General features: G+C 35.9%; 21 protein-coding genes. 17 read left to right on the plus strand and 4 right to left on the minus strand.

The genetic code is table 11. The annotated features are described in order from the left end of the window. Positions 1-17 precede the first annotated feature (17 nt). Positions 18-2,051: a DNA primase gene (gene dnaG / locus ACHRV3_RS08165; RefSeq protein ID WP_230004610.1), complete on the plus strand. Its 2,034-nt coding sequence runs from the start codon at positions 18-20 to the stop codon at positions 2,049-2,051. Here dnaG and ACHRV3_RS08170 read toward each other — a convergent pair. Together ACHRV3_RS08170 and nadE are read right to left on the minus strand one after the other, a co-directional pair. After that, positions 2,048-2,677 carry a response regulator transcription factor gene (locus ACHRV3_RS08170; RefSeq protein ID WP_026730588.1) on the minus strand — a complete coding sequence of 210 codons (630 nt, stop codon included), beginning with the start codon at positions 2,675-2,677 and terminating at the stop codon, positions 2,048-2,050. The two genes, dnaG and ACHRV3_RS08170, sit on opposite strands and share 4 nt — an antisense overlap. A gap of 92 nt (positions 2,678-2,769) precedes the next feature. Then, on the minus strand, positions 2,770-3,576 hold the full coding sequence (gene nadE, locus ACHRV3_RS08175; RefSeq protein ID WP_395433908.1) for an NAD(+) synthase: 807 nt from the start codon (positions 3,574-3,576) through the stop codon (positions 2,770-2,772). 99 nt (positions 3,577-3,675) lie between these two features. Here nadE and gldB point away from each other — a divergent pair, with 99 nt between their 5' ends. After that, positions 3,676-4,632, plus strand: coding sequence for a gliding motility lipoprotein GldB (gene gldB, locus ACHRV3_RS08180; protein WP_395426985.1), 957 nt, complete (start codon positions 3,676-3,678; stop codon positions 4,630-4,632). Beyond that, complete coding sequence (gene gldC / locus ACHRV3_RS08185; protein ID WP_047778376.1) at positions 4,632-4,967, plus strand: gliding motility protein GldC; 336 nt, start codon at positions 4,632-4,634, stop codon at positions 4,965-4,967. The genes gldB and gldC overlap by 1 nt, the downstream gene beginning before the upstream one ends. Before the next feature lie 1,041 nt (positions 4,968-6,008). Here gldC and yihA read toward each other — a convergent pair. Continuing rightward, positions 6,009-6,629 (minus strand): ribosome biogenesis GTP-binding protein YihA/YsxC, encoded by a 621-nt coding sequence (gene yihA, locus ACHRV3_RS08190; RefSeq protein ID WP_047778378.1) that lies wholly within the window; start codon positions 6,627-6,629, stop codon positions 6,009-6,011. 42 nt (positions 6,630-6,671) lie between these two features. After that, complete coding sequence (locus tag ACHRV3_RS08195; protein ID WP_047778379.1) at positions 6,672-7,436, minus strand: alpha/beta fold hydrolase; 765 nt, start codon at positions 7,434-7,436, stop codon at positions 6,672-6,674. Positions 7,437-7,813: 377 nt separating this feature from the next. Here ACHRV3_RS08195 and ACHRV3_RS08200 point away from each other — a divergent pair, with 377 nt between their 5' ends. The 14 genes from ACHRV3_RS08200 to ftsZ all read left to right on the plus strand — a co-directional run bounded on the left by ACHRV3_RS08200 (position 7,814) and on the right by ftsZ (position 24,447). Continuing rightward, positions 7,814-8,287 carry a division/cell wall cluster transcriptional repressor MraZ gene (locus ACHRV3_RS08200; protein ID WP_047778421.1) on the plus strand — a complete coding sequence of 158 codons (474 nt, stop codon included), beginning with the start codon at positions 7,814-7,816 and terminating at the stop codon, positions 8,285-8,287. Beyond that, a complete protein-coding gene (gene rsmH, locus ACHRV3_RS08205) occupies positions 8,262-9,170 on the plus strand; it encodes a 16S rRNA (cytosine(1402)-N(4))-methyltransferase RsmH (RefSeq protein WP_205625364.1) in 909 nt (302 codons plus the stop codon). The genes ACHRV3_RS08200 and rsmH overlap by 26 nt, the downstream gene beginning before the upstream one ends. 12 nt (positions 9,171-9,182) lie before the next feature. Then, complete coding sequence (locus ACHRV3_RS08210; RefSeq protein ID WP_047778380.1) at positions 9,183-9,530, plus strand: FtsL-like putative cell division protein; 348 nt, start codon at positions 9,183-9,185, stop codon at positions 9,528-9,530. Next, entirely contained in the window at positions 9,521-11,527 is a 2,007-nt protein-coding gene (locus tag ACHRV3_RS08215) for a penicillin-binding protein (RefSeq protein ID WP_395433909.1), read from the plus strand. The genes ACHRV3_RS08210 and ACHRV3_RS08215 overlap by 10 nt, the downstream gene beginning before the upstream one ends. After that, positions 11,524-12,987, plus strand: a complete 1,464-nt coding sequence (locus tag ACHRV3_RS08220; RefSeq protein WP_395433911.1) for a UDP-N-acetylmuramoyl-L-alanyl-D-glutamate--2,6-diaminopimelate ligase — start codon at positions 11,524-11,526, stop codon at positions 12,985-12,987. Before ACHRV3_RS08215 ends, ACHRV3_RS08220 begins: the two co-directional genes overlap by 4 nt. 74 nt (positions 12,988-13,061) lie before the next feature. Then, complete coding sequence (gene mraY, locus ACHRV3_RS08225; protein WP_047778383.1) at positions 13,062-14,291, plus strand: phospho-N-acetylmuramoyl-pentapeptide-transferase; 1,230 nt, start codon at positions 13,062-13,064, stop codon at positions 14,289-14,291. Positions 14,292-14,352: 61 nt separating this feature from the next. Beyond that, positions 14,353-14,703 (plus strand): four helix bundle protein, encoded by a 351-nt coding sequence (locus ACHRV3_RS08230; RefSeq protein WP_395433912.1) that lies wholly within the window; start codon positions 14,353-14,355, stop codon positions 14,701-14,703. Between the two features lie 71 nt (positions 14,704-14,774). Then, entirely contained in the window at positions 14,775-16,106 is a 1,332-nt protein-coding gene (gene murD / locus ACHRV3_RS08235) for a UDP-N-acetylmuramoyl-L-alanine--D-glutamate ligase (RefSeq protein ID WP_047778385.1), read from the plus strand. A gap of 88 nt (positions 16,107-16,194) precedes the next feature. Continuing rightward, complete coding sequence (locus ACHRV3_RS08240; protein WP_395433913.1) at positions 16,195-17,514, plus strand: FtsW/RodA/SpoVE family cell cycle protein; 1,320 nt, start codon at positions 16,195-16,197, stop codon at positions 17,512-17,514. A gap of 46 nt (positions 17,515-17,560) precedes the next feature. After that, positions 17,561-18,652, plus strand: coding sequence for an undecaprenyldiphospho-muramoylpentapeptide beta-N-acetylglucosaminyltransferase (gene murG / locus ACHRV3_RS08245; RefSeq protein WP_395433914.1), 1,092 nt, complete (start codon positions 17,561-17,563; stop codon positions 18,650-18,652). Between the two features lie 235 nt (positions 18,653-18,887). Further along, positions 18,888-20,237, plus strand: coding sequence for a UDP-N-acetylmuramate--L-alanine ligase (gene murC, locus ACHRV3_RS08250; protein ID WP_047778389.1), 1,350 nt, complete (start codon positions 18,888-18,890; stop codon positions 20,235-20,237). After that, positions 20,224-20,946: a cell division protein FtsQ/DivIB gene (locus ACHRV3_RS08255; protein ID WP_230004615.1), complete on the plus strand. Its 723-nt coding sequence runs from the start codon at positions 20,224-20,226 to the stop codon at positions 20,944-20,946. The genes murC and ACHRV3_RS08255 overlap by 14 nt, the downstream gene beginning before the upstream one ends. 6 nt (positions 20,947-20,952) lie before the next feature. Continuing rightward, positions 20,953-22,386 carry a cell division protein FtsA gene (ftsA, locus tag ACHRV3_RS08260; protein WP_230004616.1) on the plus strand — a complete coding sequence of 478 codons (1,434 nt, stop codon included), beginning with the start codon at positions 20,953-20,955 and terminating at the stop codon, positions 22,384-22,386. Between the two features lie 78 nt (positions 22,387-22,464). Further along, on the plus strand, positions 22,465-24,447 hold the full coding sequence (gene ftsZ / locus ACHRV3_RS08265; RefSeq protein WP_047778392.1) for a cell division protein FtsZ: 1,983 nt from the start codon (positions 22,465-22,467) through the stop codon (positions 24,445-24,447). Positions 24,448-24,558: the final 111 nt, after the last annotated feature.

Genomic DNA, 24,558 nt, shown 5'->3' on the forward strand with positions numbered 1-24,558 from the left:
TTAAAATATATTACATTTTGATTTCACAAAATACAATTGACACCGTTTTTGAAACTGCTCGTGTAGAGGAGGTTATTGGTGATTTTGTCAATTTAAAGCGGGCCGGAAGTAATTTTAAAGGACTGAGTCCTTTTTCAGACGAACGCTCTCCGTCGTTTATGGTGTCGCCCGCAAAAGGAATCTGGAAAGATTTTAGTACCGGAAAAGGAGGGAACTCGGTTAAATTCCTGATGGAACATTCTCAGTTTACCTATCCCGAAGCCATTCGATATCTGGCTAGAAAATACAATATTGAAATTGAAGAGACAGAGCAAACGGATGCAGAAAAAGCAATTACAGATGTTCGTGAAAGTATGTATTTGGTTTCGGAATTTGCAAAAGAATATTTTCATAAAACACTTTTAAATTCAGAAGAAGGCAAAGCCATTGGACTTTCGTACTTTAAAGAAAGAGGGTTTACTGCCGAAACAATAAAGAAATTTAATTTAGGATATTCACCCGAAACCTGGGATGCCCTGACCAAAGAAGCTTTGGGTAAAGGGTACAAACTGGAATTTCTGGAAAGCACCGGACTGACAATTCCAAGAGAAGATCGGCCTTTTGACCGTTTTAAGGGGCGTGTAATGTTTCCTATCGAAAGCATGTCAGGACGTGTTTTGGGTTTTGGAGGACGTATTTTAACGAACGATAAAAAAGCTGCTAAATATCTAAATTCACCTGAAAGTGATATTTACCATAAAAGTAAAGTCCTTTACGGGATTTTCCAGGCCAAACAAGCAATTGCCAAACAAAACAATTGTTATTTAGTTGAAGGCTATACAGACGTAATTCAGTTTAACCAAGCGGGAATAGAGAATGTTGTCGCCTCTTCAGGAACAGCTTTAACACCGGATCAGATTAGATTAATCAATCGTCTGACCAAAAATATTACGGTTCTTTTTGATGGTGATGCGGCGGGATTACGCGCTTCTATTCGTGGAATCGATTTGATTCTGGAGGAAGGAATGAATGTAAGGGTGTGCGGTTTTCCTGATGGGGAAGATCCGGACAGTTTTGCCCGAAAGAATTCGCATGACGCCTTAGTAGCTTATTTAGAAGAAAACAGTAAAGATTTTATACAGTTTAAAGCTTCCATTTTGATGGGTGAAGCTAAAAACGACCCTATAAAAAAAGCCGATTTGATTCGGGATATGGTTACCAGTATTTCTAAGATTCCGGATCGAATTCAGCGTGAAGTGTATACACAGGAATGTGCCAGAATCATGGACATTTCCGAGCAGGTGTTAGTGAGTACGCTTGCACAGCTTACGCAGAAAGAAATTACAGATACCCATAAAAAACAAAAACAGGAACAAAAAGCGTTTGAGGTTCATCGAAACAGTTACCCGCCAGATGATCCAAGGTATTATGATGATCCTACTTTTCCGGGAGACATGGAACAACCTCCACCACCCTCTGAAAAAGTAGATATACTGTACCGTTTAGAACGAAAAGTAATTGAAATTTTGCTGCTTTACGGTGATAAAACAGAGGAATTTGAAGATGTACTTCTGAAAAGTAATGAGGAAGGCGAGATCATTATGGTTTCTGAAAAGAAAGAGTATAAAGTATTCGAGCGTATCTATCTGAGTTTACAGGAAGATGAGGTGGAACTTTCGAATGGATTATTTCAGAATATTTTTACTGATTTGATTGGTTTTTACAATCAGAACAGTAAATTTAGTTTGGAGCAATATTTAATGCGACTACAACCTGAATTTGCACAAGAAGTAACCGATATTTTGATGGAAGATGAAAAAGTAACGTTACACAACTGGGAGGGGCAAAATATCTTTGCAAAAGAGAAACATGCCAGTATCGGACAATATGTTACGGAAACAATTATGTCAATGCGTTGGTACCTGGTTGATCGAATTATCGAAGAATTAAAAAGCTCTATACGACCTGAAAATTCAGATAATACAGAGCTTTTGTCAGCTATCGTTGATTACTCAAAATTGGTTAATTCTTTTGCGAAAAAACTAGGAAGAGTAATGTCGCGATACCATTAAATAATTTCTAAAGTCTTAGCCTTATTAACTAAGTCAACCAGATTAGTAACATTTAATTTGGTCAATAATCTTAATTTGTAAGTACTGATCGTTTTTTCGTTCAGATTTAAGATTTTAGAGATTTCGTTGTTTTTCTTACCATCGCTTAAGTAACGTAAAACCTCAATTTCACGATTCGAAAGTTTTCTGTAAAGACGTTCGCTTTTGCTTTGTTTAGCAATAAGTGCCATGTTTTTGCGAACAGTTTCGTTGATAATAATTTTTCCTTCGTGTACTTTAATAATAGAAAGACCTAATGTTTCAAGTTTTTCTGTTTTGTGTACATAACCGGAAACTCCTGCTTTAATAGCATTTGGAGCATACATTTGTTCAGCCAGATCGCTGAAAATCACAATTTTTGTCTTTGGGAAATTTTTTAGGATAGATTTTACTTCAAAGATGCTTGAAAGTCCTTCTAATTCTAAGTCCAGAATTAGAATGTCAATCTCCTTCGTTTGAAGAATATCTCTAACCATTGAAAAATTGCCGACATTGGCAACAATTGAAATTTGATCGTGGTCTTTAAAATAAGACTTAACGCCAAAGTGCGTCACAGGATGATTGTCTGCTAGACATACTTTAATCATAATTTTACCTTTTTAGAATTGTTCATGTTTTTTGGAACGGTAAAATTAATAAATAAATTCTGTAATTAATTGATGCTAAATGTTAAAAAGTTTTATTTTAACGTTTTTGGCACTAAACAAACCGGAATTGGATCCATTTTATGCTTGTTGCTGGTGTTTAAACGTTTATAAATTTCAAACACGGTTTTTTCCCTGCCTGTGAAGTCAGCTACCGTATTTCCTGACTCGACAGCTAACATGGCCCATTCGAGTTCGTCATAACTGGCTCCTAATTGGTCTTCATCTGTTCTGTTGTCGCCAAATAACCCATCTGTTGGCGCAGCTGTTAAAATTGACTCCGGAATTGCTAAAAATGCTCCAAGAGCGTAAACATCAGACTTCATTAGGTCGGCAATCGGGCTTAAATCGACTCCGCCGTCGCCATATTTGGTATAAAATCCTACACCAAAGTCCTCAACTTTGTTTCCGGTTCCGGCAACTAAAAGGCCGTAAATTCCTGCTAAATAATATAAAGAAGACATGCGCAAACGAGCACGTGTATTAGCCAATGATAAGTTCACTTTGGCTTCGTCTTCTGTTTGCGGTGCAGCACTTTTAAAAGCTTCAAAAGCTGCAGTCAAATCGGTTTGGGTGTTCGAAACGTTTGGGAAACGTTTCTTTAATTGTTCAATATGTTCTCTTCCTCTTGAAACCTGACTTTCTGCCTGATGAATCGGCATTTCAACACATAAAACTTTTAAACCTGTCTGAGCGCATAAGGTAGAAGTAACCGCAGAATCCACTCCGCCCGAAATTCCAATTACAAATCCGTTTACTTTTGCTTTATTAGCGTAATCTTTTAGCCACTCTACGATATAAGTATTTACTTTTTCTGTCTGAATAGTGCTTTTTTTAGTCATAATTAGGTCAAGTTTTAAGATACAGGAGTATATTTGCAGAATTATTTTTAAGTATGAATAATGCTTGAATTCCAGCAACACAAATCTAATTAAAATAAAATGAAAATTTATCGCTTTGTACTGCTTCTGTGCTTGTTTTTTTTGTCTTGTGATCAAAAAAGTAAAGTCGAAAAAGAAGTTGAAGAAATTCCCGTTGATATTAAAGTAGAACGTTTCGATAAAGTGTTTTTTGAAACCAAACCGGAAGATTTAGCCAAAATAAAAAGACAATATCCTTTCTTTTTTCCACCCGGTAATGACGATGCGGTGTGGTTGAAAAAAATGCAGGATCCGATTTGGAGAGAAGTATATACGGAAGTAGAGAAAAAATACTCCAATTTTGAACCGGTAAGAGAAGAGTTTAACGGTTTGTTTCAACACATAAAATATTATTTTCCTGAAGTTAAAACACCTAAAGTAATTACGGTAATTGCAGAAATGGATTATACGGCCAAAGCAATTTATGCGGATAGTCTGGTAATCGTCTCGTTAGAATTGTATTTAGGAAAAGAGCATAAGTTTTATGAGTTTCCAAATTATCTGAAGCAGAATTTTGAAGAAAGACAAATCATGCCGGACGTAGTTTCCAGTTTTGCTTTCAGAAAAATTCCGTCTTCACCGGATCATAGTTTGCTTTCTCAGATGATCTTTGAAGGAAAACAGTTGTATGCAAAAGAGTTACTTTTGCCAAGTTATACAGATGCGGAAAGAATGGGGTATACGCCCGAACAAATAAAATGGTGTGAAGAAAACGAAAGTTATATGTGGCGTTATTTTATAGAAAATGAAATACTCTACAGTGATGATCCAAAACTAAACACCCGTTTCATTGCACCGGCGCCGTTTTCAAAATTCTTTCTTGAAATTGATAATGATTCACCTGGAAGAGTCGGAGCTTGGATTGGCTGGCAAATGGTGCGTTCTTATATGAAGAATAATAAAGTTACGTTGCCGGAATTATTAAAAACAAATGCAAAAGAAATTTTCGAAAAGTCAAAATATAAACCTAAGAAATAATGTCAGATACAATAAACTCAGAAATTAGATTCAATATAGAATTAGACGAAAACCGTGTTCCGGAAAAATTAACCTGGAGTGCTCAGGACGGTGGGGTACAGGCTGAAGAGGCCAAAGCAATTATGTTGTCAATCTGGGACAGCAAAGCTAAAGAAACCATGCGAATTGATTTATGGACCAAAGATATGCCTGTAGATGAAATGAAAATTTTCTTTCATCAGACTTTGGTCGCGATGTCAGACACCTTTAAACGTGCTACAGACGACGAAAAAATGGCAGATACAATGAAAGATTTCTGTGATTATTTCGCAGAAAAACTAAACCTGACAAAGTAAATTCCAATATTTTAAATCCCAAATTCCAAATCTATGATTGGTATTTGGGATTTTTGTTTATTAGAGTTTGGAATTTAAGATTTGGAATTTGAGATTTCCTTTATTGGAATTTGAAATTTAAGATATTGGAATTTTATGACCATGCCTTTGGTTTTAGAGGAAATTTATTGTTAACTTTATATGATATTTCTTTTTTGTAAGTTGTTTTAGAAGGGTAAAATTAACTTGTCGCTGGTATAGTTGACGGTCTAAGAAAATTTTAATAGTATGCTATTTCCATTTATTATAAGCCTTACAGGATTATTTTTTTTGCTGATAAACGGTATTCTGTTTTTTAGAACACGAAAGGACAAGGGGTTTCTGTATCAAATAATTACAGTTTATTTGATTCTTTTGTTTGTAGAGGAATTATGCTGTAATATTATTGGGTTTTATTCTCCGGGATCTAATTTCTTTCTTTCACATTATTACTTTCTCTTTCAGTTTATTGCTCTAAGTGTGTTTTTTTATAATTTATTCCGGAATATTATTTTAAAAAGAATAGTACTTTATTGCTTGATATTGGTCCTAATGATTTTGATAGTGCAGTATTATGAAACACCTGGGCTTTATTGGGAGTTTAATTATCTTGAAATCGAAATGACTTCGATATTGCTGATTATATATGCCTTAATCTTTTTAATAAAGAATTTTAAAAGGGCAAAGCACGAGTATTTGTATCTCTGCAATGGGTTGATAATTTATCTGGCCAGCAGTTTGAGTATTTTTCTAAGTGGTAATACCGACTCGGTGATTTTTACGGAACCTTTTATACTTGATTTTTGGTTCTTTAATTCTTTGTTTTATATTGTGTATCAATTTTTAATATTTAAAGAATGGAGATCTTTAAACAATAAAATAAAAGTTTCTGATACAGAATTAATTGATGACCCGGAAGAACTATAGATAAAAATTCCAATAAAAAAATCCCAAATTCCAATTGTATAGGTTGGAATTTGGGATTTGGAATTTGGAATTTTTTTTATTGGAATTTAGGTTTTTTTAAAACCCTGAGTTGTTTTTGAATACTTCCTGATTTACTTCGTCTATGTAGGATAAGAGTTCTTCTTTTCCGATCGATTCTGTAGAGGAGGTTACGAAATATTGTGGCATTTCGGCCCAGTTGTTGGCGAACATTTGTTTTTTGTAAGCAGCAACGTGAGAGTCAATTTTTACTTTACTGATTTTGTCGGCCTTGGTAAAAATGATGCAAAACGGAATTTCGCTTTCACCCATATATGACATGAACTCAATATCAATTTTTTGAGCTTCGTGACGAATATCAATCAAAACAAAGGCACAAACCAATTGTTCTCTTGTTTCAAAGTAATCCGTAATAAATTGCTGAAAAACCGATTTCGTTTTCTTAGATACTTTAGCGTAGCCATAACCTGGTAAATCGACAAGGAACCAATTGTTATTAATCTTAAAGTGATTAATTAATTGTGTTTTTCCCGGTCTTCCGGATGTTTTAGCTAAGTTTTTATGATTGGTAATCATATTAATCAAGGATGATTTACCAACGTTTGATCTGCCGATAAAAGCGTATTCCGGCAAAAAATCCTGAGGACATTTTGTAACATCAGAATTACTGACAATAAATTCGGCGGTATTAATTTTCATGTTGTTTGGTTTTAAAACCTCTTTTAAGTCGAAAGTTGAGTGCTATAAATTCTTTTTCACAAGCCAATCTTCAAGAAGCGTGTTGAATTCCTGAGGGTGTTCCATCATAGCTGCATGTCCACATTTGTCTATCCAATACAAGGTTGAATTAGGCAATAATTTGTCAAATTCTTCGGCCACATTTGGAGGGGTTACAGCATCGTTTTTACCCCAGATGATACAGGTTTCCGTAGTCATTTTTGGTAAATCTTTTGCCATGTTATGACGAATGGCGCTTTTGGCAATGGTAAGTGTTTTGATCAATTTGATGCGATCGTTTACCGTAGCGTATACTTCATCAATTAATTCCGGAGTAGCTATTTTTGGATCGTAAAATACATCTTCAGCTTTCTTTTTGATGTATTCGTAGTCACCTCTTTTTGGGTAACTGTCACCCATGGCACTTTCATAAAGTCCCGAGCTTCCGGTAATTACAAGTCCTTTAACCTTTTCGGGATACAATTTGGTGTGGTAAAGTGCGATATGTCCTCCAAGTGAATTACCTAACAGGATAACTTCTTCAAAACCCTTAAAAGTGATAAAGTCTTTTACGTATTTCGCAAAGCTCTTTACGTTGGTTTTTAAAATACTCTGCGTGTATATTGGCAAATCAGGGATAACAACTTTGTATCCTTTTGTTGGAAAATATTGCGCTACAGCATCAAAGTTACTTAGGCCCCCCATTAAACCATGTAAAATAACGATAGGAGTTCCTTCTCCAGCTTCATAATAGCTGTACTTGCCTTCTTTTTTGTAGTTTTTGTCCATTTAATTTAATGCCAATTTCAATTTGGACAAATATAGGGTTAAATAAATAAATATGGATTTTTGCCAGCCTTTTTTAACTAGATAATTTTTGTCGAATTATTAAGTGGCTAATTACCAGCTTTTAGGGGTGGTTTTGGGGTAGTAGCCAAATTCTGAAATCTTTGCATAATAGTTAGTTTTTTAAGATAAAGACTATGTATTTTTTGTAATTGTTAAACAATAATGTCAGTTAGATATTTTATATATAAAGTATTGATTGTGTAGTGATTAAGCGTAAGGGGGTGAAAGTGGGTAAACTTATTAACAAAGTGGTACAAAGTGGTAGAATGTGGTATTTTTTTTTATATTTTTGCTGTATAACTATAGTGAGTATTTCTTTGAACACAATCGTAGGAACATATGAGTGTAAAGTCGATGCTAAAGGGAGGCTAATGATGCCTGCACCTTTGAAAAAGCAGTTGGCTTCTTCCCTTCAGGACGGGTTTGTCTTGAAGCGCTCTGTTTTTCAACCGTGTTTAGAGTTGTATCCGATGGAAGAGTGGAACTTGATGATGCAAAAAATCAACAAGTTGAATCGTTTCGTAAAAAAGAACAATGATTTCATCAGAAGATTTACTGCAGGAGTTAAAGTGGTAGAAATTGACGCATTGGGGAGGTTACTGGTTCCAAAAGATTTGGTGGCTTTTTCAAGTATTTCTAAAGATGTTGTATTCTCATCGGCGGTTAATATAGTGGAGATTTGGGACAAGGATTTATACGAAAAATCAATAAGCGGCGAAGATATGGATTTTGCAGATCTGGCCGAAGAAGTAATGGGTAATATTAATGACGACGACAATGGAATATCATAATCCGGTTTTGCTTCATCCAACAGTTGATGGTTTAAATATTAAACCTGATGGCATTTATGTGGATGTTACGTTTGGTGGCGGTGGTCATTCAAAAGAAATTTTGAAAAGACTCGGACCGAACGGAAAATTATTTGCTTTCGATCAGGATGAAGATGCGCTTGCAAATGCATTGCCGGACGAAAGGTTTACCTTAATTAATGAGAACTTTAGATTTATAAAAAGGTTTTTGCGTTTTCATGGTGTTAAAGGAGTAGATGGAATTTTGGCCGATTTAGGAGTTTCGTCTCATCAGTTTGATGTTGCGGAAAGAGGTTTCTCAACTCGTTTTGATGCTGAACTGGATATGAGAATGAGCCAGAAGAATGATTTGAATGCTTATCGAGTGGTAAACGAATATGATGAACAGGACTTGCGTCGTGTTTTTTATGATTACGGTGAATTAAAAAATGCACCCGCAATTGCAAGAACTATTCTTGAAGCAAGAGAAATAGAGCCGATTAAAAATACAGAACAATTGAAATTTGTTTTAGGCAGATTTCTACCGGCACATAAGAGTCATAAGATTTTGGCACAAATGTATCAGGCGATTCGTATTGAGGTCAACCAGGAAATGGATGTTTTGAAAGAGTTTATCGAGCAATCGTTAGAAATTTTAAATCCGGGTGGAAGATTCTCAGTAATATCGTATCACTCCTTAGAAGACAGATTGGTAAAAAGATTTATCAAAAACGGAATGTTTGAGGGAGAACCGGAACGTGATTTTTACGGAAATTTTTCTGTTCCGTTTAAAACAATCGGCAAATTGATTGTTCCTGATGATGCTGAAATTAAAATAAATAACAGAGCAAGAAGCGCAAAATTAAGAATTGCTGAAAAGGTATAATAATAAGGTAAGATGAAAGGTGGAGTATTTAGTATATTAAAAGCAAGGTTTCTTTTAAATGATGATGCAGTAAAAAACTGGAGATTCATCGTTTTTATTATACTGCTTGCCATAATAATGATTGCGAATACGCAGCGATACGAACAAAAGGTTTTTGAGATTGCGAAGCTCAGTAACGACGCAAAAGAATTGCGATCCGAATTTGTAGATCGACGTTCAGAATTAATGAAGTTGAAAATGGAGTCAACGATATCGGATAAAATGCTCGAGAAGCAAATTTTCCCATCAACCGTTCCTCCTGTGAAAATAGAAGTCGAAAAAGAAGAAGAAAAAAGTTTCCTTAAAAGAATATGGCAGTAGACGATAAACATATATCCTACAGAATTTACCTCGTAGCAGTTTTCATCTTTTTGATGGCGATTGCTATTGTCGTTAAATTAACCAATATTCAATGGGTTGAGGGAGATTATTACAGAAAGTTAGCAAAGCAGCGTACCGTTAGGAATTTTGTAATTCCGGCCAATAAAGGAAATATTTATTCGGCAGATGGAAGTTTGCTGGCGACCTCAGTTCCTAATTACGAGATTAGATTTGATGCCAAAACACCAAAGACAGAAACTTTTGAAAAGTATGTAAAAGCATTATCAGATTCATTAGTAACCGTTTTAGGGAAATCCGGCAGCTATTTTGAAAAAGAATTAAGAAAAGCGAGAACCAATAAAAACCGTTATTATTTGGTTGCCCGCAATTTGAGTTATACCGAATATGTAAAAATAAAAGGTTTTCCATTATTCAATTTAGGAGCCTTCAAGGGAGGGATTATTATTGAGCAGGAAACTGTGAGAAAACATCCAATCGGGAAAATTGCAGAAAGAACAATTGGTTACGACCGAATTGATCCGGCAACAGGAATAGAAGTGGGTAAAGGAATTGAATGGGCTTTTAAAAGTTATCTGAATGGAAAAGACGGTAAAATTTTAAAACAAAAAATTGCCAAAGGACAATGGAAACCAATTCGTGATGTCAACGAAGTAGATCCTCAGGACGGTTTTGATGTGATTTCGACAATTGATGTTTTTATTCAGGATATCGCGCACCATGCTTTGTTGAAACAGTTAGAAACTTATGAAGCAGATCACGGTTGTGTTGTGGTTATGGAAACTGAAACGGGGCATGTAAAAGCAATTTCCAATTTAGGAAGAGGAGAAGACGGATCGTATTATGAAACGACCAATTATGCTATAGCAGAGTCTCATGAGCCGGGTTCTACTTTTAAACTGGTCGATTTAATGGCGATTTTAGAAGATAAAGTAGCCGATACAAGTACGGTTTACGATACTCATGGCGGAGAAATAAGATATTACGGTCGTGCCGTTCGTGATTCTCATAGAGGAGGTTACGGGAAAATTTCGCTGGCCAGAGGATTTGAGGTTTCATCCAACACGGTAATGGTTCAGGCAGTTTATGACAATTACAAAAACAATCCGTCGAAATTTGTGGATCATATCAAAAATTTCGGATTGCATAAAACATTAGGATTGCATTTTAAAGGAGAAGGAAGAGCAATTATTCCGCATCCCGGAGACAAAAACTGGTCAGGGGTTTCACTTCCGTGGATGGCTTTTGGATATAGTGTTTCGGTTACGCCTATGCAAACTTTGACATTTTACAATTCAGTAGCGAATAATGGTGTAATGGTAAAACCACAGTTTGTTTCCGAAATTAAAGAATGGAACAAAACGATCAAAAAATTTGATGTTGAAGTTATAAATCCAAAAGTATGCTCTGAGGAAACGGTTAAGAAACTAAAAGCAGTAATGCTTAATGTGGTGAAAAAGGGAACAGGAGCTAAGTTGTACTCCAAAGATTTTTCGATGGCTGGTAAAACAGGAACGGTTCAGGTCAATTATGGTAAAGCAGGAAAAGAAGGAATGTATTATGCTTCTTCTTTTGTGGGTTATTTTCCGGCTGATCATCCTAAATATTCTTGTATAGTGGTCGTTCATAAACCCAATACAGCAAAAAATAATTATTACGGAGCAGATGTAGCAGGGCCGGTTTTTAAACGAATCGCCCAAAAAATATTTACAGATGCCCCTTCAACAAATAAAATCAAAAAACTGGATTCCAGAATTCCAAAACAGGATAACAGTTATAATGAGTATTACGCAAAAGCAGAGAAGAAAGTAAAACAGATTCCAGATTTAAAAGGAATGCCGGGAATGGATGCCATTGCCTTGTTAGAAAACCTGGGTTTGAAAGTAAAGGTTAATGGGGTAGGAAAAGTAAAAAAACAGTCTTTGCAGGCTGGACAAAATATTAGTAAAAACGAAACAATAGTATTAGAATTATCGTGAAAATACTGAAAGACATATTATATAAAGTAGCGATCGAGTCCGTAACAGGTTCGACCGAAATTGCTATACATAAAATTGAGTTTGATTCCAGAAAAATAGAACAAAACGATGTTTTTGTAGCGATTCGCGGATCATTGTCTAATGGGCATGACTTTATTGAAAAAGCGATTGAATTAGGTGCTATTGCAATTATTTGTGACGAATTACCGGAGCAACTTCAAAAAGGAATTACCTATATTAAAGTGGCTGACACTAATACTGCGTTGGCTTTTATGGCGGCTAATTATTTCGGAAATCCTTCTGAGAAGTTAAAATTAGTAGGGGTAACCGGTACAAACGGAAAAACAACGATCGCTTCCTTATTGTTTCAATTGTTTGAAAAAGCAGGTTTTAAAGTAGGTCTATTGTCAACTGTAAAAATCATGGTGGACCAAACAGAATATAAAGCAACACATACTACTCCGGATTCTATTACCATTAATCATTATTTGAATGAAATGGCAGCAGCAGGAGTGACACATTGTTTTATGGAGGTGAGTTCACATGGAATTCATCAAAAACGAACAGAAGCATTGCATTTTGTGGGAGGGATTTTTACTAATTTATCACACGATCACTTAGATTATCATCCGACTTTCGCAGAATACAGAGATGTTAAGAAATCATTTTTTGATTCGTTGCCAAAATCAGCTTTCGCATTATCTAACATTGATGATAAAAACGGAACTGTAATGTTGCAAAATACAGTGGCGAGAAAGTTGACTTATGCCTTGAAGTCCTATGCTGATTTTAAAGCACAGATTTTAGAAAGTCAATTGTCCGGTTTGCTGTTAAAAGTAAACGACAATGAAGTTTGGGTAAAACTAATCGGAACTTTTAATGCATACAATGTTTTAGCGATTTACGGAACAGCTGTTGAATTGGGTATGGATAGCCTTGAGGCGTTGCGCTTACTGTCTGATTTAGAAAGTGTTTCGGGTCGTTTTCAGTACATCGTTTCTGAAACGAATATTACGGCAGTGGTGGATTACGCACATACGCCGGATGCTTTGGAAAATGTTTTAAAAACGATTGACGATATCCGTACTAAAAACGAACAGCTAATAACAGTTGTGGGTTGTGGTGGAAACAGAGACAAAACAAAGAGACCTATTATGGCCAAAATTGCTGCAGATCTTAGTGACAAAGCAATTTTAACATCAGATAATCCAAGAAATGAAGATCCGGAAGTGATTTTGGATGAAATGGAACAAGGAGTAGACGGTCATAATTATAAAAAAATATTAAGGATTACAGATCGTAAGCAAGCCATTAAAACCGCTTGTCAATTGGCACAGCCAAACGATATTATTCTGATTGCAGGAAAAGGTCATGAAACCTATCAGGAGATAAATGGGGTACGTCATCATTTTGACGATATGGAAACTGTAAAAGAAATTTTGGGTCAACTAAACAAATAATAATCAGTTTCAGAATTCGAAAAGACCATTATTGGAATTTGGAATTTTAAAAATTGAATTTTAAAATAAAAGATATGTTATACTATTTATTTGAATATTTAGACAAAACGTTAGACATTCCGGGAACGGGAGTTTTTCAGTACATCACTTTCAGATCGGCTTTGGCATTGATGCTTTCATTGCTTTTGTCGACGATTTACGGAAAAAGAATTATTAACTTTTTACGCAATCAGCAAGTGGGAGAAACCGTTCGTGAGTTAGGTCTTGCAGGTCAGAATGAAAAAGCGGGAACTCCAACAATGGGGGGACTGATTATCATTTTTGCAACGCTGGTTCCGGTTTTGTTATTTGCACGTTTGCATAATATTTACATCGTATTGCTTATTGTAACAACCCTTTGGATGGGTACAATTGGTTTTGTGGATGATTATATTAAAATATTCAAAAAAGACAAACAAGGCCTTAAAGGGATTTTTAAAGTTATTGGTCAGGTAGGTTTAGGAGTTATTGTAGGAGCGGTTTTATATTTCAATCCTGCTGTAACAGTGCGCACGGATACCGGAAGAACGGACATTTACAAGACTGCAGGTACGACAGTAGTTTTACCGACACCAGTAGAGGAAAAATCAACGGCAACCACCATTCCTTTCGTTAAAAATAATGAGTTTGATTATGCAGAACTTTTAGCGTGGACAGGGGAAGGATATGAAAAATGGGCCTGGTTGATTTTTATTCCGGTAGTTATTTTTATTATCACAGCCGTTTCCAATGGTGCGAATCTGACGGATGGAATAGACGGGCTCGCTGCGGGAACGTCAGCGATTTCGGTGCTCGCCCTCGGAATATTTACGTTTGTTTCGGGAAATATAATTTTTTCAAATTATCTCAATATAATGTATATCCCCAATTCGGGAGAAATGACGGTTTTTATTTCTGCTTTTGTAGGAGCGTTGATCGGATTTCTTTGGTACAATTCGTACCCCGCCTCTGTTTTTATGGGAGATACAGGAAGTTTAACGATTGGTGGAATCATTGCTGTTTTGGCCATTGCAGTTCGTAAAGAATTACTGATTCCTTTATTGTGCGGAATCTTTTTGGTAGAGAATTTCTCAGTGGTTTTACAAGTGAGTTATTTTAAGTTTACCAAAAAACGTTTCGGTGAAGGTCGCAGGATTTTCCTGATGTCGCCTTTGCATCATCACTATCAGAAAAAAGGATATCATGAAAGTAAAATTGTAACCCGATTCTGGATTGTTGCCATCATGTTAGCCATATTATCAATCGTTACTTTAAAACTAAGATAGATTTTAAATTAAAAATTGAGAATTAAAAATTAAAAATTAAAAATTGATGTAGTTGTTGAGGATGAAAGAAAATGTTATTCAGGATAAATCATTTCTTTTTGCAGTACGAATTATCAACTTGTACAAGCATCTGACTACAGTAAAAAAGGAATTTGTTTTAAGTAAACAAATTTTAAGATGTGGCACTTCGATTGGAGCAAATGTTGAAGAATCAATTGGAGGACGTTCAGATAAAGAGTTTCTGTTTAAGCTTGAAATTTCATATAAAGAAGCAAGAGAAACAATTTATTGGTTAAAATTATTAAAAGCAACAGATTATATCTCTGTAAATGAATTTGAGAGTATTTATGCTGAAGCGGATGAAATTTGTAGAATACTGGCGAAAATTATAATAACCTTAAAAGGAAAATAGTAAATCGATTAAAAGTTGAGATTTTAGAAGATTTTTTAATTTTTAATTTGCAATTTTTAATTGTACAGCGTATGAGACTAGTAGTTTTAGGTGGAGGAGAAAGTGGTGTAGGTACCGCTATTCTGGGTAAGAAAAAAGGATATGAGGTTTTTGTATCCGATTTCGGAAAGATTAAGGAAAGTTACAAAGAAGTTCTTGTCATTAACGGAATTGCCTGGGAAGAGGAGAAACATACCGAAAACCTGATTTTGAATGCCGACGTGGTCATGAAAAGCCCCGGAATTCCCGAGAAATCACCGATAGTAAAAAAGCTTATCGAAGCAGGAGTTAAAGTGATTTCGGAAATCGAGTTTGCAAAACCTTTTACAGAAGCCTTAACAATTGGGATCACCGGAAGTAACGGAAAGACAACGACGACAATGTTAACCCATCACCTGTTAAAATCAGCTGGTTTAAATGTTGGTTTGGGCGGTAACATCGGAAAAAGCTTTGCCTGGCAGGTAGCCGAAAATAAGTTTGATGCCTATGTGCTCGAATTAAGTAGTTTTCAGCTGGATGGAATTATAGATTACAGGCCCGATATAGCCATAATTACAAATATTAGTCCCGATCATTTAGACCGCTACGAATATAAGTATGAAAATTATATCAATTCGAAGTTTCGAATAACAATGAACCAGACTGAAAGTGATTATCTCATTTACGATGCAGACGACGAGGCAATTGCAGAATGGTTAAAGAACAATACAACAAAAGCAAAATTAATTCCTTTTTCATTGACTAAAAAAGTGGACGAAGGAGCTTCTATAAACAACAACAAAATGGAAATAAAGATTAACCAAGAAGAGTTTACAATGGAGACCGAACACATTGCGTTAGAAGGAAAACATAACATGAAAAACGCAATGGCAGCAAGCTCTGTAGCGAAATTGATGCAAATCAGAAATGCAACGATTCGCGAAAGTTTATCTAATTTTCAAGGTGTTGAACACCGTTTAGAAAAAGTATTGAAAATTCAAAACGTTCAATATATCAACGATTCAAAAGCAACAAATGTAAACGCTACTTTTTTTGCTTTAGACAGTATGAATATTCCAACGGTATGGATTGTTGGTGGAGTTGATAAAGGAAATGATTACAACGAATTGATGTCATTGGTTCGTGAGAAAGTAAAAGCAATTATCTGTTTAGGTATTGACAATAGAAAAATCATAGAAGCGTTTGGTAATGTGGTTGATATCATGGTAGAAGTAAACAACATGAACGATGCCGTAAAAACAGCCCAACGTCTAACCGAAAAAGGAGATGCCGTTTTATTATCTCCGGCTTGTGCGAGTTTCGATTTATTCGAAAGCTACGAAGACAGAGGGAAGCAGTTTAAGCAAGCAGTCCATAACCTGTAAAAGTTTAAAGTTTCAGGTTTCACGTTTCAAGTTCTGAAACGTGAAACCTGAAACCTGAAACAAAAAAACGTTAAACAAAATTTTGATTATGAAAGAACTAGTTAACAAATTAAAAGGAGACAGAGTAATATGGTCATTCGTGGCTTTATTGGCGCTGTTTTCGTTTATGCCTGTTTTTAGTGCAAGTAGTAATCTGGCGTATATTGGTCATGGAACCGGAAATACGTTGGGGTATTTGGTAAAACACTTGGCGCACATTTGCATCGGATTCTTGATTATCTATTGGGTGCACCGAGTACCGTATCATTATTTCAGAGCGATTTCTAAGATAGCGCTTCCGGTAGTTTGGATTTTATTGCTTTATACCTTGTTGAAAGGAACGGTTATTGCCGGTGCCAATGCAAGTCGTTGGATTCAGGTGCCGTTTATCGGAATTACGTTTCAGACATCAACATTAGCCTCTATCGTATTGTTTATATATGTAGCGCGTTATTTGTCTAAAACGAAGGAAGAAGGAGAGCCTTTTCAGGTTTCATTTGTGCAATTATGGATTCCGGTTTTTATTACGTTAGCCTTGATTTTACCGGCCAACTTTTCGACGACAGCGTTGATTTTTTCAATGGTAATTATGTTGACTTTCATTGGTAAATATCCAATTAAATATATTGCCTTTATTATAGGTTCAGGGATTGCGATGTTATTGTTTTTCCTTTTGATAGCAAAAGCATTTCCGGATTCCAGATTCTTTAGCAGGGTAGGTACATGGGGAAGTCGTATTGAAAACTTTACGACAGACAAACCAGATGAAGATGACTATCAGATTGAGAAGGCAAAAATAGCAATTGCATCCGGAAGATTAGGCGGTTTAGGCCCCGGTAAAAGTGTTCAGAAAAACTTCTTACCACAATCTTCTTCCGATTTTATTTATGCAATTGTTGTAGAAGAATACGGTTTGGTGGGCGGAGTTTCCATATTGGTTTTGTACTTGTTGTTGTTGTTCCGATTTGTGATCGCATCACATAAAGCGACTACCCTATTTGGGAAATTAGTCGTCGTCGGGCTCGGTTTTCCGATGATATTTCAGGCGATGATAAATATGGCGGTAGCGGTTGAATTATTGCCGGTAACAGGACAAACACTTCCGTTGATTAGTAGTGGAGGTAGTTCGATCTGGATGACGTGTTTCTCTCTTGGAATTATTATCAGTGTAACGAAGAAAGAGGAAGAAATTGCTGAGGTTCAGGAAGAAAAAGAAAGAAGAAAAGTAGCCTTGCAAAGGTTAATAGATAAACAATTGGCAGAGGAAAATTTGGCTAATGAGGAAAGTGAAGAAATGTATCGCGAAGAGCGAATGTATTCGATAGAAGACAATTCTAAAAATCCAATGAATGCGGTATTAAACAGATAAAATAATTAAAAGAATAGTTTTTAAAACGTTGTAACTTTTAAAAAATATGACAAAGTATAAATTCATACTAAGTGGTGGTGGGACTGGAGGACATATTTATCCTGCAATTGCGATTGCAAACGAGTTAAAGTTACAATTTCCTGATGCTGAATTTCTTTTTGTTGGAGCTAAAGACAAAATGGAAATGCAAAAAGTGCCTCAGGCAGGTTACAAAATAAAAGGACTTTGGATTGCCGGATTACAACGAAAGTTAACATTACAAAATATGATGTTTCCTTTAAAATTGGCAACAAGTTTGCTAGAGTCAAGAAAGATAATTAAAAAGTTCAAACCAAATGTTGTAATAGGTACCGGAGGTTTCGCCAGTGGACCTTTATTACAGGCGGCGGGTTCGGCTGGAATTCCAACCGTGATTCAGGAGCAGAATTCATTTCCCGGGATTACCAATAAATTATTGAGTAAAAAAGCGAGTGCAATTTGTGTGGCCTATGAAAATTTGGAACGCTTTTTTCCTAAAGAAAAAATTGTGCTGACCGGAAACCCGGTTCGTCAGGATTTAATTGATATTCATAGTAAGAGAGATGAAGCGATTGCTTTCTATGGTTTAGATCCGAACAAAAAGACACTGTTGGTTTTAGGCGGAAGTCTGGGAGCCAGAAGAGTCAATCAGTTAATTGAAAAAGAATTAGAAAGTATGCTTTCGCAGGACGTTCAGGTCATCTGGCAATGTGGGAAATTATACTTTGAAGACTATAAAAAGTACAATCAACCCAATGTAAAAGTGGTTGATTTTATTGAAAGAATGGATTTTGTCTATGCTGCGGCCGATGTGATTATTTCAAGAGCAGGAGCATCGTCAGTTTCGGAATTGTGTATTGTAGGGAAACCGGTAATTTTTATTCCGTCGCCGAATGTAGCAGAAGATCATCAAACTAAAAATGCGCAGGCAATAGTAGAGGCTAAAGGCGCTATTTTGTTGAAAGAATCAGAATTAGACAGTCAGTTTAGTATTGTTTTTGAAGCTTTATTGAAAGACGAAGGAAAACAAAAACAATTGAGTGTAAATATAAAACGATTGGCAATGCCAAAAGCAACGCAGGCAATCGTGGAGGAGATTATTAAGTTAATCGTGAAATAATTGATGAACTATGTTCTGATACTATTTTTAGTGTTTATTGTTTTAATTGGAATAGCTTACTATTTCGATTTTAGAAGGAATAAGAGTTATTTCAAAAAATCAATTAAGGATGTGATGTTCTTAATAATTATAATTCTGGGGATTTATATTTTTTCAGAATTAGGAAATAAAGTTTTACAATATTTTTACAAATAAAGCTAAAGGCATATAGCCTAAAGCTTAAAGAAGAATTAAAATGAATTTAAATCAAATACAAAACGTTTATTTTATTGGTATTGGAGGCATCGGAATGAGTGCCCTGGCCCGCTATTTCAAATACATCGGGAAACAGGTTTCAGGTTACGATAAAACGCCATCAATGCTAACGAATGAGTTGATTGAAAGTGGTATTGACATTCATTTTGAGGATAATATCAATTTGATTCCGAGTGATTATTATGTAGAGAATACGTTGGTGATTTTTACACCAGCAGTACCCAAATCACACGCAGAATGGAATTATTTTACAGAAAGACAGTATGTGATTAAAAAACGTGCTGAAGTTTTAGGGATTATCACCAAAGATACTTTTTGTTTTGCTGTTGCAGGAACGCACGGAAAAACAACAACATCAAGTATTTTAGGACATATTTTATACGAAAGCGGTGCTGATGTTACGGCTTTTGTAGGCGGAATTGTAGAAAACTACAACTCGAATTTAATTGGAAACGGAAAAACGGTAACGGTAGTAGAAGCGGATGAATTTGACAGATCGTTTTTGCATTTGCACCCGGATATTGCTTGTGTAACTTCAATGGATGCGGATCACCTGGATATTTACGGGACAAGTGAGGCTATCGAAGCTTCTTTTGTAGAATTTGCTTCTAAAGTGGAAAATAAAAATAATCTCTTTATAACCAAAGAATTACCTCTTGAGGGCGTTCAATGTGCTATAAATGAAGAGGCGGTATATAAGGCGTTTAATGTTCGTATAGAAAATGCCAGTTATGTTTTTGATGTGCAAACACCAACTGAAACAATGAAAGACCTGCGTTTTGGATTGCCGGGAAAACACAATTTAATGAATGGATTGATGGCTATTGCAATGGCTAAAACCTTTGGCACCCCGACCGACTCCATTGCAAGAGCCATTGGCTCATTCAACGGAATCAGAAGGCGTTTTTCATATCAGATCAAAACAGACGAACTGGTTTATATAGACGATTATGCGCATCATCCAACGGAGATAAATGCAGTGCATCAGGCCGTTAGGGAGTTGTATCCCGGTCGTAAAGTACTGGCGATTTTTCAGCCCCATTTATTCAGCAGAACCAAAGATTTTGCGGATGGATTTGCTGAAAGTTTGTCGGCTTTTGATGAAGTGTTATTGATGGATATTTACCCGGCCAGAGAGCTTCCTATGGAGGGAGTTACATCAGAATGGTTGTTGGGTAAAATGACGAATTCGAACAAAAGAATTGTTGCAAAAAATGATTTATTAGCGTCAATCAAAGCCAGTGATGCGCCAATAATTGTAACAATAGGAGCTGGAGATATTGGTGAAATGGTTCCATCAATCAAAAAAATGCTAAATGAAACTATTTAATTGGATAAATATTCGGTTAATTCTCATTTTTGGGCTGGTACTTTTTTTGTATTCGTTCGCTCAGCATCGGAATGGGAATAGAAATTTAAGAAAATCCACGGTTGTTTTTGTAGGAGAAAATACGCTTTTTGTGAAGCCTGAGACGGTTAATAAATTGTTGATAGAAAATAAAAAAGATGCTTCCAGTATCCGAAAAGATGAACTAGATTTGAATAAGATTGAGAAAACCCTTGATGCGCAAGACATGATTGAGAAGTCAGATGTTTTTGTAAGTATCGACGGGGTTCTAAAAGCAACCGTAAAACAGAAGACCCCGATTGCCCGTATTTACGATGGTGATAGGTCTTTTTATATTGACTATGAGGGGAATAAAATGCCCTTGTCTGACAATTTTACGGCGCGAGTTCCGCTTGTTTCCGGGGCAATAAATGAAAAAAATAACGAAGATTTAGCTACCCTATTTCGCACAATTTATGACGATGCGTTTTTGAAAAAAAACATCATTGCAATACAAATTATGCCTAATGGTAGCTTAAAAATGTTTAATAGAAATTATAATTACTTCATCGATTTTGGCAGAACGATGAATGTTGATAAAAAATTCAGAAACTATAAAGCCTTTTTTCAAAAAGCAGTTTTAGATAGTTCGTTATACAAATACACAAAGATTGACCTTAGGTTTACGGAACAAGTAGTTTGCACAAAATAATAGAAAATGGAAAAAGATAACATTGCAGTAGGTCTAGATATTGGAACGACAAAAATAGTTGCCATGATAGGCAAGAAGAACGAGTATGGTAAACTGGAAATTTTGGGGATTGGAAAATCCAAAAGTCTGGGGGTTGCGAGAGGTGTAGTAAACAACATTACGCAAACCATTCAGTCTATTCAGCAAGCGATAGTCGAAGCAGAGAATAATTCAGGTTATAAAATTAAAGATGTCGTTGTGGGTATTGCCGGACAACACATCAGAAGTATTCAACATACAGATTACATCAGCCGTAACAATCCGGAAGAAGTAATTGGCGAAAATGATATTCAACTTTTGATCGATCAGGTTAACAAATTGGCCATGTTACCGGGGGAAGAAATCATTCATGTTTTGCCACAAGAATTTAAAATTGACGGACAGTCCGAAATCAAAGAGCCAATCGGAATGTATGGTGGAAGATTAGAATCCAGTTTTCACGTAGTGGTGGGACAGGCATCTTCAATCAGAAACGTAGGCAGATGTATTCAGAGTTCAGGAATAGAATTATCTGGATTAACTTTAGAACCATTAGCTTCTGCAGATGCTGTTTTAAGTCAGGAAGAAAAAGAAGCAGGTGTAGCTCTTATTGATATTGGTGGCGGAACAACAGATTTAGCGATTTTTAAAGACGGAATTATTCGTCATACCGCTGTAATTCCTTTTGGAGGAAATGTAATTACAGAAGACATCAAAGAAGGTTGTTCTATTATCGAAAAACAAGCAGAGCTTTTAAAAATAAAATTCGGATCAGCCTGGCCGGGAGAAAATAAAGACAATGAAATTGTTTCTATTCCGGGTTTAAGAGGCAGAGAGCCAAAAGAGATTTCGCTTAAAAACTTATCTAAAATCATCCATGCCCGTGTGGTGGAAATTGTAGAACAGGTTTTCGCAGAAATCAAAGCATACGGACACGAAGATCCTCGCAAGAAGTTAATCGCAGGAATTGTTCTTACAGGTGGTGGAGCTCAACTAAAACACATCAAGCAATTAGTAGAGTACATTACCGGAATGGATACCAGAATCGGATATCCTAATGAACATTTGGCAGGAAATTCAGGAGAAGAAATTTCAAGTCCATTGTTTGCAACAGCGGTAGGTTTGGTAATGAACAGCATTGAAAATAGTACGCAAAGTGCTGTTAGAATGGAGTTTGTTAACGAGCAGCCAAAAGTAGTTTACAGAAATGTTGTTCCTCAGGCACAACAACAAATGCAACAGCAGGTACAACAACGATACGAAGTAGAAGAAAATTACGTTGAAAGAGCAGAGACTTTTGATGAGCCAAGAGAGATCAGGAACAACGTAAGTAAAGAAGAGTCTACGGAGACAAAAATAAGAAGATCATTTTTTGACCGATATGTCGATAAAATCAAAGATTTTTTAGACAACGCAGAGTAGTAAAAAGAAGAGGAATTACTTTTTGCCCCAAGTCAAGAAGTAAAAAATGTATTTAATAAGAATTTCAAAACCAAAAAGATGATGAGCAACTCAGAATTTGGAAGTATTTCATTTGATTTACCAAAAAATCAGTCAAATGTAATCAAAGTAATAGGTGTAGGTGGAGGCGGAAGTAATGCTATAAACCACATGTTTAAGCAAGGTATTAAAGGGGTAGATTTTATCGTTTGTAATACAGACTCACAAGCACTTCAAAATAGTGCTGTACCAACTAAAATCCAGTTAGGGGTAAATTTAACTGAAGGTCTTGGGGCAGGAGCAAATCCTGACGTAGGGCAACAGTCTGCTATTGAAAGTATTTCTGACATTGAAAAAGTGTTAGAACGTGGTACTAAGATGGTATTTATCACTGCCGGTATGGGTGGAGGAACGGGCACAGGAGCTGCTCCGGTAATTGCACAATTAGCAAAAGAAAGAGAAATTTTGACTGTTGGTATCGTAACAATTCCTTTTCAATTTGAAGGAAAAGTGCGCCAGGAGCAAGCGCTTTTAGGAATCGAAAAATTGCGTAAGCAGGTTGATTCGTTAATTGTAATTAATAATAATAAGTTAAGAGAAGTGTACGGAAATCTTGGTTTCAAAGCCGGATTCTCGAAAGCGGATGAAGTTTTGGCAACAGCCTCAAGAGGTATTGCCGAAGTAATTACGCACCACTATACTCAAAATATCGATTTACGTGATGCTAAAACTGTTTTGTCAAACAGTGGAACAGCTATCATGGGGTCTTCTGTTGCCGAAGGGGAAAACAGAGCAAAAGATGCCATTATTTCAGCATTGGATTCTCCGTTGTTAAATGACAACAAAATTACAGGTGCCAAAAACGTATTGTTGCTTATCGTTTCTGGATCAGATGAGATTACACTTGATGAGATTGGAGAAATCAATGATCACATCCAGGCAGAAGCAGGATTTAATGCCAATATTATCATGGGGGTTGGTGAAGACGAAACTCTTGGTGAGGCTATTGCCGTTACGATCATTGCGACTGGTTTTGATGTGGAACAACAAAATGAAATTGTAAATACAGAACCTAAAAAAATCATTCATACGTTAGAAGATGAGCAAAGAAGTGTTCATAATTTAACGAATAAACCACTTACTTCTTTTGATGTAAATGCAGAAACAGTTACAGCTAAAATAGAAGAGAAAATTGTTTTTGATCTGATGGAAGATACGGTTGCTCCCGTATTGCCTACACCGGTTGCAGTGGCTCCGGTAGCTCCGGCAATCAATCAGGAAGAATTGGTGGTAATGTCAGAGTTTATCAAAAATCTGGATGTAACTTTCGAAATCGTTTCGCCAATTACAGACATCGATTTTACGATTTCTGTTCCCGAAGTTCAAGCTTTTCAGGAAATAAAACCGGTTCAGCAAAGAGTTATTGAAAAAGAAGAACAAACTACTTTTTCATTCGACTTGCCTCTTTTCCGAGCAGAGCCGGAAGTGAGAAAAGAAGCGGTTGTGGAAGATAATAAGATTTTGTTTGAATTAACAAACGAAGCCCGTAATATGAAAGTTACCGAGCCGGTGCAATTTGTTCCGGTAACCGAACTTTCAGATAACGGAATTATCAAATATTCTTTAGAAGAATACATGGAGATGGAAAACGATTTGACGGCTTCTAAAGCAGTTCAAAAAGTAGTAGAAGATGTAGTTCCTGAAGAGTTGAATATCACGCTGAAACCAAGAGTTGATTTTGCTCAGGAGCAAGCTTTCACAACAACAGACTCCGTTTCTCCGATGGAATTAACAATCGAAGAGACTTTGCGTCTGAGAGCCGAAGAAAGAAGAAAGAAACTAAAAGAATTTAATTATAAATTCCATAATAATGTTTCAAGAATTGATGAACTTGAAAAAGAGCCTGCTTATAAAAGATTAGGTATCGATCTTTCAAATACACAATCAAATACAACCAATTCGAGGATTTCTGTTGGTACAGATAGTAATAATGATTTGCAGTTGCGTTCGAATAATTCATTCTTGCACGACAACGTAGATTAATTTTGATAATAATATACACAGGTTACCACTTTAAATTTTAATAATAACCGAGGAAGTTTTTAAATTATATATAAAGGTAATAATATGCATTGTATATTATTACCTTTTTTA

Origin of the sequence: Flavobacterium sp. FlaQc-49 (assembly GCF_044005985.1) — a bacterium.
Lineage (GTDB): Bacteria > Bacteroidota > Bacteroidia > Flavobacteriales > Flavobacteriaceae > Flavobacterium > Flavobacterium cupriresistens.

Coding starts and splice junctions, on each gene's coding strand:
- ACHRV3_RS08170 (WP_026730588.1), bottom strand. CDS start 2,677: ATGATTAAAGTATGTCTAGCAGACAATCATCCTGTGACGCACTTTGGC.
- nadE (WP_395433908.1), bottom strand. CDS start 3,576: ATGACTAAAAAAAGCACTATTCAGACAGAAAAAGTAAATACTTATATC.
- gldB (WP_395426985.1), top strand. CDS start 3,676: ATGAAAATTTATCGCTTTGTACTGCTTCTGTGCTTGTTTTTTTTGTCT.
- gldC (WP_047778376.1), top strand. CDS start 4,632: ATGTCAGATACAATAAACTCAGAAATTAGATTCAATATAGAATTAGAC.
- yihA (WP_047778378.1), bottom strand. CDS start 6,629: ATGAAAATTAATACCGCCGAATTTATTGTCAGTAATTCTGATGTTACA.
- ACHRV3_RS08195 (WP_047778379.1), bottom strand. CDS start 7,436: ATGGACAAAAACTACAAAAAAGAAGGCAAGTACAGCTATTATGAAGCT.
- rsmH (WP_205625364.1), top strand. CDS start 8,262: ATGACGACGACAATGGAATATCATAATCCGGTTTTGCTTCATCCAACA.
- ACHRV3_RS08210 (WP_047778380.1), top strand. CDS start 9,183: ATGAAAGGTGGAGTATTTAGTATATTAAAAGCAAGGTTTCTTTTAAAT.
- ACHRV3_RS08215 (WP_395433909.1), top strand. CDS start 9,521: ATGGCAGTAGACGATAAACATATATCCTACAGAATTTACCTCGTAGCA.
- mraY (WP_047778383.1), top strand. CDS start 13,062: ATGTTATACTATTTATTTGAATATTTAGACAAAACGTTAGACATTCCG.
- ACHRV3_RS08230 (WP_395433912.1), top strand. CDS start 14,353: ATGAAAGAAAATGTTATTCAGGATAAATCATTTCTTTTTGCAGTACGA.
- murD (WP_047778385.1), top strand. CDS start 14,775: ATGAGACTAGTAGTTTTAGGTGGAGGAGAAAGTGGTGTAGGTACCGCT.
- ACHRV3_RS08240 (WP_395433913.1), top strand. CDS start 16,195: ATGAAAGAACTAGTTAACAAATTAAAAGGAGACAGAGTAATATGGTCA.
- murG (WP_395433914.1), top strand. CDS start 17,561: ATGACAAAGTATAAATTCATACTAAGTGGTGGTGGGACTGGAGGACAT.
- murC (WP_047778389.1), top strand. CDS start 18,888: ATGAATTTAAATCAAATACAAAACGTTTATTTTATTGGTATTGGAGGC.
- ACHRV3_RS08255 (WP_230004615.1), top strand. CDS start 20,224: ATGAAACTATTTAATTGGATAAATATTCGGTTAATTCTCATTTTTGGG.
- ftsA (WP_230004616.1), top strand. CDS start 20,953: ATGGAAAAAGATAACATTGCAGTAGGTCTAGATATTGGAACGACAAAA.
- ftsZ (WP_047778392.1), top strand. CDS start 22,465: ATGATGAGCAACTCAGAATTTGGAAGTATTTCATTTGATTTACCAAAA.